13 protein-coding genes are annotated in these 15,641 nt (G+C 73.3%); 5 read left to right on the top strand and 8 right to left on the bottom strand.

Annotated elements, in window-relative coordinates; translation table 11 throughout:
• The 5 genes from ADK55_RS22335 to hutU all read right to left on the bottom strand — a co-directional run.
• On the bottom strand, positions 1-528 hold a 528-nt coding region (locus ADK55_RS22335; RefSeq protein ID WP_053681506.1), incomplete at its 3' end, for a hypothetical protein.
• Positions 529-752: 224 nt separating this feature from the next.
• Positions 753-1,931 (bottom strand): imidazolonepropionase, encoded by a 1,179-nt coding sequence (gene hutI / locus ADK55_RS22340; RefSeq protein WP_053681429.1) that lies wholly within the window; start codon positions 1,929-1,931, stop codon positions 753-755.
• Positions 1,932-1,978: 47 nt separating this feature from the next.
• The gene (locus ADK55_RS22345; protein WP_053681508.1) at positions 1,979-3,322 is read right to left on the bottom strand and encodes a formimidoylglutamate deiminase; all 1,344 of its coding nucleotides are present in this window, start codon (positions 3,320-3,322) and stop codon (positions 1,979-1,981) included.
• Complete coding sequence (locus ADK55_RS22350) at positions 3,319-4,509, bottom strand: allantoate amidohydrolase (protein ID WP_053681510.1); 1,191 nt, start codon at positions 4,507-4,509, stop codon at positions 3,319-3,321. Before ADK55_RS22350 ends, ADK55_RS22345 begins: the two co-directional genes overlap by 4 nt.
• 35 nt (positions 4,510-4,544) lie before the next feature.
• Entirely contained in the window at positions 4,545-6,209 is a 1,665-nt protein-coding gene (gene hutU / locus ADK55_RS22355) for a urocanate hydratase (protein WP_053681431.1), read from the bottom strand.
• 105 nt (positions 6,210-6,314) lie between these two features.
• Here hutU and ADK55_RS22360 point away from each other — a divergent pair, with 105 nt between their 5' ends.
• The gene (locus ADK55_RS22360) at positions 6,315-7,655 is read left to right on the top strand and encodes a diaminopimelate decarboxylase (protein WP_053681512.1); all 1,341 of its coding nucleotides are present in this window, start codon (positions 6,315-6,317) and stop codon (positions 7,653-7,655) included.
• 19 nt (positions 7,656-7,674) lie between these two features.
• Here ADK55_RS22360 and ADK55_RS22365 read toward each other — a convergent pair whose 3' ends face one another.
• Positions 7,675-8,247, bottom strand: a complete 573-nt coding sequence (locus tag ADK55_RS22365) for a TetR family transcriptional regulator (protein ID WP_053681433.1) — start codon at positions 8,245-8,247, stop codon at positions 7,675-7,677.
• A gap of 106 nt (positions 8,248-8,353) precedes the next feature.
• On the opposite strand from ADK55_RS22365, the gene ADK55_RS22370 reads away from it, so the two are divergent.
• On the top strand, positions 8,354-9,508 hold the full coding sequence (locus tag ADK55_RS22370; protein WP_053681436.1) for an FAD-dependent oxidoreductase: 1,155 nt from the start codon (positions 8,354-8,356) through the stop codon (positions 9,506-9,508).
• 31 nt (positions 9,509-9,539) lie between these two features.
• Here the strand turns inward: ADK55_RS22370 and ADK55_RS22375 are convergent, their stop codons facing one another.
• The gene (locus ADK55_RS22375) at positions 9,540-10,382 is read right to left on the bottom strand and encodes a MurR/RpiR family transcriptional regulator (RefSeq protein ID WP_053681439.1); all 843 of its coding nucleotides are present in this window, start codon (positions 10,380-10,382) and stop codon (positions 9,540-9,542) included.
• Positions 10,383-10,528: 146 nt separating this feature from the next.
• On the opposite strand from ADK55_RS22375, the gene ADK55_RS22380 reads away from it, so the two are divergent.
• Positions 10,529-10,885: a hypothetical protein gene (locus ADK55_RS22380; RefSeq protein ID WP_053681441.1), complete on the top strand. Its 357-nt coding sequence runs from the start codon at positions 10,529-10,531 to the stop codon at positions 10,883-10,885.
• Between the two features lie 429 nt (positions 10,886-11,314).
• On the opposite strand, the gene ADK55_RS22385 is transcribed toward ADK55_RS22380, so the two are convergent.
• Complete coding sequence (locus ADK55_RS22385; RefSeq protein WP_053681514.1) at positions 11,315-12,697, bottom strand: cystathionine beta-synthase; 1,383 nt, start codon at positions 12,695-12,697, stop codon at positions 11,315-11,317.
• A gap of 134 nt (positions 12,698-12,831) precedes the next feature.
• Here ADK55_RS22385 and ADK55_RS22390 point away from each other — a divergent pair, with 134 nt between their 5' ends.
• Positions 12,832-13,884, top strand: a complete 1,053-nt coding sequence (locus ADK55_RS22390; protein WP_053681443.1) for an SGNH/GDSL hydrolase family protein — start codon at positions 12,832-12,834, stop codon at positions 13,882-13,884.
• A 198-nt stretch (positions 13,885-14,082) separates the two neighbouring features.
• Positions 14,083-15,303, top strand: a complete 1,221-nt coding sequence (locus tag ADK55_RS22395) for an acetyl-CoA C-acetyltransferase (RefSeq protein WP_053681444.1) — start codon at positions 14,083-14,085, stop codon at positions 15,301-15,303.
• Positions 15,304-15,641: the final 338 nt, after the last annotated feature.

The raw sequence follows: 15,641 nt of genomic DNA on the forward strand, positions 1-15,641 counted from the left end.
GGCCGCGGCGCCGCCGGGGGCGGTGACGTCCAGTTCGAGGGAGGGCTTGGGGCTGTTGCCGGGGGTGCAGGTGGTGGTGGTGCCCATGGCCTTGATGGTGAGCACGCCGGCGGTGAAGGTGACCTTGCCGCTCTTCTTGGGGGTGTAGGTGCCCGAGAGGTCGGTGATCTTGATGGGGGTGTCGGCGGGCACGGCCTCGGGGTTGGGTGGGCCGGAGACGGGGACGGAGCCCTTGTCGGCGCCGCCGACGAGGATGACGGCGCTCGGGCTCATCGCGCCCTTGCCGAGCTCGATGGGGCTGGAGGAGACGCCCTTCTGGAAGGACATCGTCAGCTTGTACCCGTCGCCGGCCTTGACCGCCTTGATGTCGATGGGCGAGACGGCCGACTTGTCCCCGATGGGTGTGGCGCAGTTGTAGGCGACGTCGACCACGTCGGCGTGGGCCGAGGGGGCGAGCGTCAGGACGGCCGCCGATCCGGCCAGCGCGGAGGCCAGCGCGAGCGCGGTGGTGCGTTTGCGGTGGGACACCTTCGTCTTCCCCTCGAACCGTGAACCGTGGATGTCCGACAAGTTACTGACGGCACATCAGATTGGTGGCTCAAGGTACGCCGGGGGCCTTACGGAGGGAAGACACGGGACGGGCCCGGATCGGCGGCCGGTCGGCGGGGGTTCGACGGCGCGTCGGACGCACCTGTTTCGGCCGGCTCGGCCCGGTCCGGGCCCGTGGGTGCTCGTGCGCGCCCTGCTCGGGTTCAGACGGCGCGGACCCCTCGCTGCCAGACCGCGGCGACCAGCGGGACGCCGGGCCGGTAGGCGAGGTGGACGTGGCTGGGGGCGTCCAGCAGGACCAGGTCGGCGCGGGCTCCGGGGGCGAGCGTGCCGATGTCGGTGCGGCGCAGGGCGCGGGCGCCGCCGGCGGTGGCGGACCAGAGCGCCTCGTCGGGGGTCATCCGCATGTCCCGGACGGCGAGCGCGATGCAGAACGGCATCGAACTCGTGTAGGAGGAGCCGGGGTTGCAGTCCGTGGACAGGGCCACGGTCACGCCCGCGTCCAGCAGGCGACGGGCGTCGGGCCACTGGGCGCGGGTGGAGAACTCGGCGCCGGGCAGCAGGGTGGCGACGGTGGTGGCCGAGGCCTGGGCGAGGGCGTCGACGTCGGCGTCCGTGAGGTGGGTGCAGTGGTCGGCGGAGGCCGCCTCCAGCTCGACGGCGAGTTGGACGCCGGGACCGTGGGAGAGCTGGTTGGCGTGGATGCGCGGGATCAGCCCGGCGGCCGCGCCGGCGGTGAGGATCGCGCGGGCCTGGTCGCCGTCGAAGGCGCCCTTCTCGCAGAACACGTCCACCCAGCGGGCGTGCGGGGCGCAGGCCGTCAGCATCTCGCCGGTGACCAGGTCCACGTAGCCGGCGGGGTCGTCGGCGTAGTCGGGGGACACGATGTGCGCGCCGAGGTAGGTGACCTCCTCGGTGTGCGCGGCGGCGATGCGCAGGGCGCGGGCCTCGTCGGCGACGGTGAGGCCGTAGCCGGACTTGGTCTCGAAGGTGGTGGTGCCCTGGCGGCGGGCCTCGTCGAGGTGGCGCAGCAGGTTGGCTTCGAGAGCGGCGTCCGTGGCGGCGCGGGTCGCGGCGACGGTGGTGCGGATGCCTCCCGCGGAGTAGGCGCGCCCGGACATCCGGGCGTTGAACTCGGCGGTGCGGTCGCCCGCGAACACCAGGTGGGAGTGGGAGTCCACGAAGCCGGGGATGACGGCCCGGCCCTCGGCGTCGACGTCCCGGTCGGCGGCGGGCGCCCGGTCGGCGGGGCCGACCCAGGCGACGCGCTCGTCCTCGATGACGACGGCCGCGTTCTCGATCAGGCCGAGAGGGCTGCCGTCGCCGAGGGCGGGGTCGTTGGTGACGAGGCTGCCGATGTTGGTGATGACGGTGGTGGTCATGATTCCTCTCGGGGTTGGCCGGGCTCCGCCCCGGATCCTTCGGCCGGTCAGCCTCGGACGGCTGCGATCGACTCGGAAAGGGCGGCCGCCACGTCCCCGACCAGGGTGTGCGCCCCGTCGCGGACGATGTGCCGGCCGCCCACCACGGTGTGGCGGACGTCGGCGGCGGACGCGGCGAACACGGCGGTCTCGGCGGCCAGGCGGGGCAGCGGACCGGCGGTGCGCACGGAGTCCAGGGCGATCGTGGTGAAGTCCGCGAGGGCGCCCGTCTCCAGCCGGCCCGCGTCGGGCAGGCCCAGGGCGGCGTGCCCGTCCTCGGTGGCGGCGGAGAGCAGGGCGTGGGCCGTCCAGTGGCCGCGGGTGCGGCTGCGCAGCCGCTCGTTCAGCTCCATCGCGCGGGCCTCTTCGAGGAGGTCGATCACGGCGTGGCTGTCGCTGCCGAGGGAGAGCGGGCTGCCCGCGTGCTGGAGGCGGGTCGCGGGGCCGATGCCGTCGGCGAGGTCGCGTTCGGTGGTGGGGCACATGCAGGTGCCGGTGGAGGTTCCGCCGAGCAGGGCGATGTCGGTGTCGGTGAGGTGCGTGTTGTGGACGCCGGTGGTGCGGGGCCCGAGCACGCCGTGGTCGGAGAGGAGTTGGGTGGGGGTGCGGCCGTGGGCGGCCTGGCAGGCGTCGTTCTCGGCGGTCTGCTCCGAGAGGTGGACGTGCAGGGGTGCCCTCCGTTCCTGGGCCCATTGGGCGACGGTGGCCAGTTGGTCGGCGGGCACCGCGCGCACCGAGTGGATCGCGGCGCCGATCAGGGCGTGCGCGCGGGGCTTGAGGGCGGTGACCCGTTCGGCCCAGGCGTCGGCGGTGCCGTCGGAGAACCGCCGCTGGTGCGGTTCGGGTGCCTTGCCGAAGCCCGAGGAGAGGTAGGCGGTGTCGAGGAGGGTGATGCGGATGCCGGCCGCGGCGGCGGCCTCGATCAGCGCCTCGCCCATGGCGTTGGGGTCGGCGTAGGGGGCGCCGCCGGGCGCGTGGTGGACGTAGTGGAACTCGCCGACGTTGGTGACGCCGGCGAGGGCCATCTCCGCGTACACCGCGCGGGCCAGCGCGAAGTAGCTGTCGGGGGTGAGGTTCTGGGCGAACTTGTACATGAAGTCGCGCCAGGTCCAGAAGGTGCCGCTGCCGACCTGGACCGTGCCCCGCAGGGCGCGGTGGAAGGCGTGGGAGTGCGCGTTGGCCAGGCCCGGGACGGTGAGGCCGCGCAGCACCTCCGCGCCGGGGGGCGGGGCCGGGGTGTCGGTGCGCAGGGCGGCGATGCGCCCGTCGGCGTCCACGTCCAGGGCGACGCCCGGCTCGACGTGGGTGCCGAGCCAGGCGTGTTCCAGCCAGTACGTCTTGTGTGCGGTCACCTGCACGCGAGTCCTTCCAGTACGTCGGCGAGGGCCAGGACTCCGGCCACGCAGTCGTCCTCGGCGGCGAACTCCTTCGGGGAGTGGGAGACGCCGGTCGGGTTCCGTACGAACAGCATCGCGGTCGGGACGGCGGCGGAGAGGATTCCCGCGTCGTGTCCCGCGCCGGTGCCGAGGACGGGCAGGGATCCGCCGAGGATCCGGTTCAGTTCGTCGCGCAGGGCGTGTTCGAACTCGACGACCGGGGTGAAGGACTCCCGGACGATGTCGAGGTCGATGCCGTCCTGGTCGGCGCGTTCGCGGGCGGCCTTCTCGATGGCCGTGACGACCGTGTCGAGGGTGGCCTGGTCGGCGGCGCGCGAGTCGAGCCAGCCGCGGACCAGCGAGGGGATGGCGTTGACCCCGTTGGGTTCGACGGCGATCTTCCCGAAGGTGGCGACGGCTCCGGCGAGGGCGGCCTCGGTGCGGGCGGCCAGCACGGTCGCCGCGTACGTGAGCATGGGGTCGCGGCGGTCGACGAGGCGGGTGGTGCCCGCGTGGTTGGCCTCGCCGTGGAAGTCGAAGCGCCAGCGGCCGTGCGGCCAGATCGCGGAGGCGATGCCGACCCGGTCCCCGGACAGGTCCAGGGCCCGGCCCTGTTCGACGTGGAGTTCGACGAAGGCGCCGATGCGGGCGAGGCGCTCGGGGTCGGCGCCGATCGTCTCGGGGTCGTACCCGGCGGACTCCATGGCGCGGGGCAGGGTGATCCCGTCCGCGTCGCGGAGCTCGTACGCCTTCTCCTTGGTCAGTTGCCCGGCCGCGAGGCGGGAGCCGACGCAGGCGAGGCCGAAGCGGGCGCCTTCCTCGTCACCGAAGTTGGTGATGGCCAGGGGCCTGGAGAACTCCGCTCCCCTCCGGCGGAGTTCGTCCAGGGCCGCGAAGGAGGACACCACGCCGAGGGGGCCGTCGAAGGCCCCGCCGTCGGGGACGGAGTCCAGGTGCGAGCCGGTGACGACGGCGTCGCCCGCGAGGGGGTCGCCGAGCCAGGCCCACTGGTTGCCGTTGCGGTCCGTCTCGTAGGTGAGACCGCGGGCCTCGGCCTGGGCCTGGAACCAGGTGCGGCAGTCGGCGTCGGCGCCGGTCCAGGCGTGCCGGCGGTAGCCGCCGGAGTCGGCGTGCCGGCCGATGGGGGCGAGCTCGTCCCACATGGAGTGGAACGAGGTCGCCCCGGCGGGGTGGTCGCTCACGCGTCGTCGCCCTCGCGCATGGGGACGCGGACGCCGCGGTCGTCGGCCACCGACTCGGCGATGTCGTAGCCCGCGTCGACGTGGCGGATGACGCCCATGCCCGGGTCGTTGGTCAGGACGCGGCGGATCTTCTCGCCGGCGAGCTTCGTGCCGTCCGCGACGGTGACCTGGCCGGCGTGGATGGAGCGGCCCATGCCGACGCCGCCGCCGTGGTGGATGGAGACCCAGGAGGCGCCGGAGGCGACGTTGACCATGGCGTTGAGCAGCGGCCAGTCCGCGATGGCGTCGGAGCCGTCGAGCATGGCCTCGGTCTCGCGGTACGGGGAGGCCACCGAGCCGCAGTCCAGGTGGTCGCGGCCGATGACCAGCGGGGCGGCCAGGGTGCCGTCGGCGACCATCTCGTTGAAGCGCTCGCCGGCCTTGTCGCGCTCGCCGTAGCCGAGCCAGCAGATGCGGGCGGGCAGGCCCTGGAAGTGGACGCGTTCGCCGGCCATCTTGATCCAGCGGTGCAGGGACTCGTTCTCGGGGAAGAGGTCGAGCATCGCCTTGTCGGTCTTGTGGATGTCCGAGGCCTCGCCGGACAGGGCGGCCCAGCGGAAGGGGCCCTTGCCCTCGCAGAACAGCGGGCGGATGTAGGCGGGGACGAAGCCGGGGAAGGCGAAGGCGCGGTCGTAGCCGGCGAGCTGGGCCTCGCCGCGGATGGAGTTGCCGTAGTCGAAGACCTCGGCGCCGGCGTCCATGAAGCCGACCATGGCCTCGACGTGCGTGGCCATGGACTCGCGGGCGCGGGTGGTGAAGCCCGCCGGGTCCTTGGCCGCGTAGTCCGCCATGTCGTCGAAGTCGACGCCGACGGGGAGGTAGGCGAGCGGGTCGTGGGCGGAGGTCTGGTCCGTCACGATGTCGATCGGGGCGCCTTCGGCGAGCATCTGCGGCAGCAGGTCGGCCGCGTTGCCGAGCAGACCGATGGAGAGCGGCTTGCGGGCGTCACGGGCCTCGACGGCCAGCTGGAGCGCGTGGCGCAGGTTGTCGGCCTTGACGTCGAGGTAGCGGTGCTCGATGCGGCGGTCGATGGCGCGCGGGTCGACGTCGATGCAGATCGCGACGCCGTCGTTCATGGTGACGGCCAGCGGCTGGGCGCCGCCCATGCCGCCGAGGCCGGCGGTGAGGGTGATGGTGCCGGCGAGCGTGCCGTTGAACTTCTTCGCGGCGACGGCGGCGAATGTCTCGTAGGTGCCCTGGAGGATGCCCTGGGTGCCGATGTAGATCCAGGAACCGGCGGTCATCTGGCCGTACATGGTGAGGCCGAGGTGCTCCAGGCGGCGGAACTCCTCCCAGTTGGCCCAGTCGCCGACCAGGTTGGAGTTGGCGAGCAGGACGCGCGGCGCCCACTCGTGGGTCTGCATCACGCCGACCGGGCGGCCGGACTGGACGAGCATCGTCTCGTCCTGCTTCAGGGTCCGCAGGGTGCGGACCATGGCGTCGTACGAGCGCCAGTCGCGCGCGGCCTTGCCGGTGCCGCCGTAGACGACGAGCTTGTCGGGGTGCTCGGCGACCTCGGGGTCGAGGTTGTTCTGGAGCATCCGCAGCGCGGCCTCCTGCTGCCATCCCAGGGTGCTGAGTTCGGTGCCTCGCGCGGCCCGTACGGGGCGGGGTCCTGACATGGCGGGTGCCTCCTCCGGTGTGGGTCAATCCATTCACATCCTGACCTCCTGAATAGATTCAGTCAACAGCTGCGGCCGGCCCCGCCGAATGATGGGATGGCGGACATGGCCGCCGACACGCACGCGCAGAGCGCCTCCACCCGCCGGGACCGGGCCGTACGGGCCGCCGCGCGGCAGGGCCTCCTGGACACGGAACCGCTGGTCTGCCTGCTGGACACCGCCGGGATCCGCGCGTCGGCCGGCGCGCTGACCCGCGCGTTCGCCGACGCCCTGCCGGCCGGCGCCCCCGTCCTGCACGCCTTCGCGGTGAAGGCCTGCCCCCTGGTCCCGGTGCTGCGGCTGCTCTCCTCGGTCGGCGTCGGCTGCGAGGTGGCCAGCGCCGGCGAGCTGGCGCTGGCCCGGGCGGCCGGGGTCGCGCCGGAGCACACCGTGCTGGACTCCCCCGCCAAGACCCCGGCGGAACTCCGCGAGGCCCTCGCCCTGGGCATCGCCGTCAACGCCGACAACGGGCAGGAGCTGCGCCGCATCGACGCCCTGGTCGCGGCGGCCCCCACCCGGTCCCCGATCGGCGTACGGATCAACCCGCAGACCGGCGCGGGCGCCATCGACGCCCTGTCCACGGCCACGGCCACCTCGAAGTTCGGCGTCCCGCTGCGCGACCCGGGCGCGCGCGAGTGGCTGCTGCGGGCGTACGCGGATCGGCCGTGGCTCACCCGGCTGCACACCCACTCGGGCTCCCAGGGCGTGCCCCTGCCGTTGATCGCGGAGGGGGTGCGGGAGCTGTACGCCCTGGCCGAGGAGATCAACGCGGCGGCCGGGCGGCGGCAGGTCGACACCCTCGACATCGGGGGCGGGCTGCCGGTGAACTTCTCCTCGGACGCCGAGACCCCGACGTACGCGCAGTACGTGGCGGCCCTGCGGGCCGCGGCGCCCGGCCTGTTCTCGGGCGCCTACGGCCTGGTCACGGAGTTCGGCCGCTCCCTGACCGCCAAGCACGGGCTGGTCCTGGCACGGGTCGAGTACACGAAGGCGACCGGCGGCCGGCCCATCGCCCTCACGCACGCCGGGGTCCAGGTCGCCACCCGCACGGTGTACGCCCCGGCGGCCTGGCCGCTGCGGATCCTCCCGTACGACGCCAAGGGCCTCCCGAAGACCGGGACCCCCGTCCCCCAGGACGTCGCGGGCCCGGCCTGCTTCGCGGGGGACCTGCTGGCCACGGCGCGGGAGCTGCCGGAACTGGCCCCGGGTGACCTGGTCGCCGTACCGGACACCGGCGCGTACTTCTTCACCGCCCACCACGGCTACAACAGCCTTCCCCGACCGGCGGTCCACGGCTTCACGGTGGACGCCGCCGGAGCGGTCCGCTTCGCCCCGGTCCGCCCGGCGCAGCCGCTGTCCGCGATCGTCGCCGAGGCGGGCGGCGCGAACCCGGACGCCCTCCTGTGAAACCGCGGGGGCCCCGGCGTCAGCCGGACTCGGCGAGCGTCGCGCGCACCGCCGGGGTCAGCCCGGCCACCACCGCGTCCGCGCTCAGCGTCACCACCCCCGGCAGCCGCAGCAGGTAGCGGGCCAGCCCCAGCCCGAGCAGTTGGGCGGCGACCAGTCCGGCGACCCGCGCCGCCCGCTCCGGGCCCAGCGCGGCGGCCAGCGCCGGCGCGACCTGCCCGGCGAACGTCTCCCGCATCCGCTGCGCGGCCCGCTCGTTGGTGACGGCCGAGCGCAGCAGGACCAGGAGCGCGTCGTCGGACGGGTCCCCTTCCCAGCGCTCGACGAAGTGGCGCACCAGCGCCTGCGGCAGTTCCGACTCCGGTACGGCGCCCAGGTCCGGCAGCCGCAGGTCCACGGCCAGGGCCGCGTCGAACAGCTTCTCCTTGTTGCCGAAGTACCGCATGACCATCGAAGGGTCGATGTCGGCGTCGGCGGCGACGGCCCGGATCGTCGTGCGCTCGTACCCCTGTGCGGCGAACCGTTCGCGCGCCGCCCGCAGGATCGCCGCCCTGGTCTGCGCGCCCCTGCTCCCCACCTCGTGTGCTGCCATGTCAACGAATGTAGGCCAACGATCGTTGACATGCCACCGAAGCAGGCGCACCCTGAAGTCAACAGACGTTGGCCAACACCCGTTGGCATCCCGGAGGAGGCATCCCGTGACCCGTCCCGCACTCCCCGCCCGCACCGAGGTCGCCGTCGTCGGCGCCGGCCCCACCGGTCTCGCGCTCGCCGTCACCCTCGCCCGGGCCGGCATCGACTTCGTGCTCCTCGACCGGCAGGCCGAAGGGGCCAACACCTCCCGCGCGGCCGTCGTCCACGCCCGCACCCTGGAGGTCCTCGACGAACTGGACCCGTCCGGCGCGCTCTCCGCCGAACTGATCGGCCGCGGCATCCCCGTCACCCGGTTCCGGATCCGCGACGGCGCCCGCGTCCTGACCGCGATCCCCTTCGACGGGCTGCGGACCGCCCACCCGTACGCGCTGATGGTCCCCCAGTACGAGACCGAGGCGGTGCTGCTCGACCGGCTGCGCGCGCTGGGCGGCGAGGTCCACCGCCCGTACCAGGTCACCGCCCTCACCCAGGACGACCAGGGCGTCACCCTGACCACCGCGACCGGCGAGACCCTGCGCGCCGACCACGTCGTGGGCGCCGACGGCATGCACAGCGTCGTCCGCGAGGCGGCCGGGATCGGCTTCACCGGCAGCTCGTACGAGGAGTCCTTCGCCCTCGCCGACGTCACCATGGACTGGGCGCCGGGCCGACGGGAGGTCTCGCTGACCTTCGGCGCGGCCGGGCTGACCGTGGTCGCCCCGCTGCCGGGCGAGGGCGGCCGGCGCTACCGGATCGTCGCCACCGCGGACAGGGCGCCGGCCGAACCGGACCTCGGCTTCGTCCAGGCGCTCCTGGACGAGCGCGCGCCGGGACAGGCCCGCGTCACCGGGGTCCTGTGGTCCTCCCGGTTCCGCGTCCACCACCGGGTCGCCGACCGCTACCGCGCCGGACGGATGCTGCTCGCCGGGGACGCCGCCCACGTGCACAGCCCGGCCGGCGGGCAGGGCATGAACACCGGCATCCAGGACGGCCACGCCCTCGGCCGGGCCCTGACCAACGGCCGCCTCGACTCGTACGAGGCGACGCGCCGCCCCGTCGCCCTGCGGGTGGTGGCCTTCACCGACCGGATGACCCGCGTCGCGACCACCCGCAACCCGGTCCTGCGCGCCGTGCGCAACACCGCGCTGCCCGTGCTGGGCCGCGTCCCGGTGCTGCGCGACCGTCTCGCCAACGAGCTCGCCGAGCTGGACTACCGCTGAGCGGCGGCCCCGCACCAACCCCGGCGCGTCCCTACTCGACGAACAGTCCGCGCGCCGCGGCCCGGGCGTCGAAGGCCTCCAGGCGCGCCTGGGCGTCCGGCAGCGCGTCCGCCATCGCCTCCAGCAGCACCCGGCCCAGCAGCATCGGCGCGCACGCCGTGTCGAAGGCCAGCCCGGTCCCGACCGGCGCCGGGATCAGCAGGTCGCTGTGGCGGGCCACCGGGGCGAACGCCGAGTCGGCGACCGTCACCACGGTCAGCCCGGCGGCACGCCCGTGTTCGAGTGCCTCCGCCACCTCCCGCGGATGCCGGGGCAACGCGAAGCAGAGCAGCGCCGACGCCCCGGCGGTCACGGCCGCGTCGATCCGGTCGGCGAGCATGGAGCCGCCCTCGTCGAGGAGCCGTACGTCGGGGTGGACCTTGGCGGCGAAGTACGCGAACCCGCGCGCCTGCGAGGAAGCGGCCCGCAGCCCGAGCACCGGCAGCGGGGTCGATCCCGCCAGCAGCCGTCCCGCCTCCACGACCGGCGCGGGATCGGCGAGCATCGCCGACAGCCGGCGCAGGTTCTCGATCTCGCCCTGGACGGCCTGTTGGTACTCGTTGTACGCGTCCGCGCTCCCGCCCTCACCCTGCCCGACGGGCGCCACCTCGCGCAGGTGTCGGCGCAGCGCCGGGTACCCGTCGAAGCCGAGCGCCACCGCGAACCGGGTCACGGACGGCTGGCTCACTCCGGCCAGCTCCGCCAACTCCACGCTCGACAGGAACGGCACCTCCGCCGCCCCGCGCACCATGCAGTGCGCGATCCGCCGCTGCGTCGGCGTCAGCCGGTGCCCCTCGAAGAGCTTCTGCAGCCGCGCGGCCGGGCTGTCGCTCATCCCGTCCCCCTCCGTCCCCGTCCCGGTGAATATTCAGTCACCGAGCACTCTGCATGCGGTTATGCAGGACGGCAAGCCGCCGGCCGCTCCGCGAGACGGGGGCCAGCCCCAGTGCCGGGGCGCCCTGCGCTGCCTAGCCTGGGCGCATGGAGCGCCAAGAGCTGAAGAAGGAACTCGACGCGACGCTGGACGCGCGGCGGGAGCTGGGGTCCGAGTACGAGTCCGCGCTGGTGGACTCGTTCGTCGACAAGGTGGACGTCCAACTCCGCCGGCGGCTGGCCGAGGAACGTCTGGCGGCCCGCGGCGACCGTCGTGCGGCGTCCTCGGACACCAACTTCGGGGAACGCTTCGGGTTCGCCGTCATCACGCTGGTGCTGGCGATCCCCCTCTCCGCCATCGCCGCCGTCCAGGCCGGGTTCAAGGGCCTGCTGGTGGCGTGGGCGGGCATCGTGGCGGTGAACTTCGTCCACGCGACGAAGTCCTTCCGCCCCAGGGGCGAGTGAGCGGGCTCCGGAGGCGAACCGAGCCCCGGCACCCCGGCGAGTGAGCCGAAGGGGCGCGCCCGGGGAACAGGCTCCTCGCGCGGAAGACCGCGAGGAACGAGCGGTATGAGCACGTGGAGCCTGTGAGTCGGGCTGCAGGCCCCCGGAGGCGAACCGAGCCCTCAAAAATGGGTAAGCGCGGGGACCGCCGCACCCCGGTTGCCCGGGGGCGGGACGACGGCGGTCCCCGCGATGGACACGGGCCGGGTCAGGGCCGTCCGCATCCATGGCGTCGTCACGGTCCGGGAGCCGCTCCGGAGCCACGCCGACACCAGTCGGTGGGCCGGCGAGGAGCGTTTCGCGTTCTCGCCGACAACCACCACTGTGCCGGGGCCGTGTTAAGCCGGTGCTGCCGTCACGTGTCGGGCCCGTACCGTTTGCGCGTCGGGCTTACTTCGCGCCCTTGGCGAGGAACGCCAGCAGGTCCTGGCGGCTCACGACGCCGGTGGGCTTGCCTTCGACCAGCACGATCGCCGCGTCGGCCTCGCCGAGGACGGCCATCAGTTCGGAGACGGGTTCGCCGGATCCGACCTGCGGCAGGGGTGCGCTCATGTGCTTCTCCAGCGGGTCCCCGAGGGAGGCCCGCTGGGCGAACAGCGCCGCCAGGAGTTCCTTCTCGACGACGGAGCCGATGACCTCGGCGGCCATGACGTCGGGGTGACCGGCGCCCGGCTTGACGATCGGCATCTGCGAGACGCCGTATTCGCGCAGGACCTCGATGGCCTCGCCGACGGTCTCCTCGGGGTGCATGTGGACGAGGGAGGGAATGCCGCCCTCCTTGTCCTTGAGGACCTCGCCGATGCGGGCGGAGGGGCCCGCTTCCTCCAGGAAGCCGTGTCCGGCCATCCACTCGTCGCTGAAGATCTTGCTGAGGTAGCCGCGGCCGCTGTCGGGCAGCAGGACGACGACGACGTCGTCCGGGCCGAGGCCTTCGGCGGCGCGGAGCGCGGCGACGACGGCCATGCCGCAGGAGCCGCCGACGAGGAGGCCCTCTTCCTTGGCGAGGCGGCGGGTCATCTGGAAGGAGTCCTTGTCGGACACCGCGATGATCTCGTCGGTCACGTTCGGGTCGTAGGCGGTCGGCCAGAAGTCCTCGCCGACGCCTTCGACGAGGTAGGGGCGGCCGGATCCGCCGGAGTAGACGGAGCCCTCGGGGTCGGCGCCGATGACCTTGACCTGGCCGCCGCTGACCTCCTTGAGGTAGTTGCCGGTGCCGGAGATGGTGCCGCCGGTGCCGACGCCCGCGACGAAGTGGGTGATCTTCCCGTCGGTCTGGTCCCACAGCTCGGGGCCGGTGGTCTCGTAGTGCGAACGGGGGTTGTTCGGGTTGCTGTACTGGTCGGGCTTCCAGGCGCCGGGCTCGCGCGCGAGGCGGTCGGACACGTTGTAGTAGGAGTCCGGGTGCTCGGGGTCGACGGCGGTCGGGCAGACCACGACCTCCGCGCCGTACGCGCGCATCACATTGATCTTGTCCATGGACACCTTGTCAGGGCAGACGAAGATGCACTTGTAGCCCTTCTGCTGGGCCACGATGGCGAGTCCTACACCGGTGTTGCCACTGGTCGGCTCCACGATGGTGCCACCGGGCTTGAGGGCACCGCTCTGCTCGGCGGCCTCGATCATCCGGACGGCGATGCGGTCCTTGACCGATCCGCCGGGGTTGAAGTACTCGACCTTGGCCAGGACGGTCGCCTGAAGCCCTTCGGTCACGCGGTTGAGCTTCACCAGCGGGGTGTTGCCGACGAGGCTGATCATCGAGTCGTGGAATTGCACCATGTTCTCCAAGGAGGGGACTCCACGGGTTCTCCGGGAGGTCCGGCCAGAGTATGCGGAAAGGGATTGACCGACCGGCACTACGGGGCAGGAAGGTCTTCGAGGCCAGGCACGGAAGCGAGGTGGCTTGAAGGGTGTCCAGGGCGAGGACGGCCCGCCGGATCGCGGCGGGCGCGGCGTACGGCGGGGGCGGGCTCGGGCTCGTCGGGGCCGCCGCGGTGGGTTTGGTGCTGGCGGAGGTGCAGTTCGCGAAGCGGACCGTGGGCACCGGTCTGCCGGATCCGCCGCGTGCGGACGGCCTCTACGGGAGCGAGTTCGGCGGGCCCGAGCTGAGCCCGGGGCCGCTGCGGATGGGCATGTTGGGCGACTCCACGGCGGCGGGGCTGGGGGTGCGGCGGGCCCGCCAGACCCCGGGCGCCCTGCTGGCGTCCGGGCTGGCGGCGGTGGCGGAGCGGCCGGTGGAGCTGCGCAACGTGGCCCTGTCGGGGGCGATGTCGGACGACCTCGACCGGCAGGTGGGCCTCCTCCTCGACGGCGTGGAGGCGGGCGCGCCCGCCCCGGACGTCTGCGTGATCATGATCGGTGCGAACGACGTGACGCGCCGGATGCCGCCCACCCAGTCGGTCCGGCTGCTCACCGCGGCCGTCCGTCGGCTGCGGCTGGCGGGGTCCGAGGTCGTCGTGGGCACCTGCCCCGACCTGGGCACGATCGAGCCCGTCTACCAGCCGCTGCGCATGCTGGCCCGGAGGGTCTCGCGCCAGTTGGCCGCCGCGCAGACGATCGGCGTCCTCGCCCTGGGCGCCCGTACGGTCTCCATGGGGGACCTGCTGGGCCCCGAGTTCGCGGCGAACCCGCGTGAGATGTTCGGCCCGGATTCCTACCACCCGTCGGCGGAGGGGTACGCGACCGCCGCCATGGCCGTCCTGCCGACGCTGTGCGCGGCGCTGGGGCTGTGGCCGGAGTCCGACCGCCTCGACGTCTCGCGCGACGAGGACATGCTGCCGGTGGCGAAGGCGGCGTCCGCGGCGGCGGGCGAGGCCGGCACGGAGGTCACGGCGGCCCGGGGCCCGTGGGCCCTGCTCAAGCACCGGCGCCGGCGGCGGGTGCCGACCGATCCGGACATCGGCCAGCCCCCGGGCGAGGGAGAGACGCCGGCGGGTCTCTCCGGCAGTCGGACGGGCGCGTAGGCCGCCCTTCTCAGGATCTTGCCGGGCCCCCGATCGGCCCGGGGGTCCGGGTGCACGGCGTCCGGATCCGGCTCGCGGGACCCGCCGTGAGCGCAGTGCGGCCCTCATCACATGCCGAGGCCGGTGACCTCGACCGTACGGGCCGGTAACTTCACATGCGGTCCGACTTGAGCCGCAACGCACCCCCTTGGAGCCCCGATGCCCGAAGCCGTCATCGTTTCCACCGCCCGCTCGCCCATCGGGCGCGCCTTCAAGGGGTCCCTCAAGGACGTCCGCCCGGACGACCTGACCGCCACGGTGATCCAGGCCGCGCTCGCCAAGGTCCCGGGGCTGGACCCGCGCGAGATCGACGACCTGATGCTCGGCTGTGGCCTCCCGGGCGGCGAGCAGGGCCACAACCTGGGTCGCATCGTGGCCGTGCAGATGGGCATGGACTACCTGCCCGGCACGACGATCACCCGCTACTGCGCCTCCTCGCTGCAGACCTCCCGCATGGCCCTGCACGCCATCAAGGCGGGCGAGGGTGACGTGTTCATCTCGGCGGGCGTCGAGATGGTCTCCCGGTCCGTGAAGGGCTCCTCGGACGGTCTGCCGGACACGCACAACCCGTTCTTCTCGGACGCCGAGGGCCGTACCGCGGCCGTCGCGCAGAGCGAGGGCGCGTCCTGGCACGACCCGCGCGAGGACGGTCTGGTCCCGGACGCGTACATCGCGATGGGTCAGACCGCCGAGAACCTGGCCCGCGCCAAGGGCGTGACCCGCGCGGACATGGACGAGTTCGGCGTCCGTTCGCAGAACCTGGCCGAGGAAGCCGTCAAGAACGGCTTCTGGGCACGCGAGATCACCCCGGTCACCACCCCGGACGGCACGGTCGTCTCCACCGACGACGGGCCGCGCGCGGGGGTCACGCTGGAGGGTGTCCAGGGTCTGAAGCCCGTCTTCCGCCCGGACGGCCTGGTCACGGCCGCCAACTGCTGTCCGCTGAACGACGGCGCCGCGGCGCTGGTGATCATGAGCGACACGAAGGCGCGCGAGCTGGGCCTGACCCCGCTGGCCCGCATCGTCTCCACCGGTGTCACCGGCCTCTCCCCCGAGATCATGGGCCTGGGCCCGGTCGAGGCGTCGAAGCAGGCCCTGAAGCGGGCCGGCCTGACGGTGGACGACATCGACCTGTTCGAGATCAACGAGGCCTTCGCGGCCCAGGTCATCCCCTCCTACCGGGACCTGGAGATCCCGCTGGAGAAGCTGAACGTCAACGGCGGAGCCATCGCCGTCGGTCACCCGTTCGGGATGACCGGTGCCCGCATCACCGGCACCCTGATCAACAGCCTGCAGTTCCACGACAAGCAGTTCGGTCTGGAGACGATGTGCGTGGGCGGCGGCCAGGGCATGGCCATGGTGATCGAGCGGCTGAGCTGAGCCGGAGCGGCGGGTAGGGGTCCGTCCGAGGCACGAGGACGGGCACCTGCCCGCAGCGGTGGCGAGGCTCTGCGCGACCAGCGGCACGAGCGGCTGAGCTGAGCCGGAGCGGCTGAGCCGGGCGGGCCGGGCGCGCCTGCCGCTGAAGCAGGGGTCCCCTCGTGTCGAGGGGGCCCTTCGCTCCGTCCGGATCGTCGAGGCGCGGGTCGGGGGCGAAAAGTGGTCGGGCCGTGCGGTAGTGGGCTCGGGACGCTGTGCGACGGCGTCGGAGGCTCTCCATGCGGGCCGGCGCATACCTGATCAAGCTCGGCGCCCAAGCGCCGTAAGGATTTCGGCCG

Origin of the sequence: Streptomyces sp. WM4235, assembly GCF_001279725.1 — a bacterium.
GTDB lineage: Bacteria > Actinomycetota > Actinomycetes > Streptomycetales > Streptomycetaceae > Streptomyces.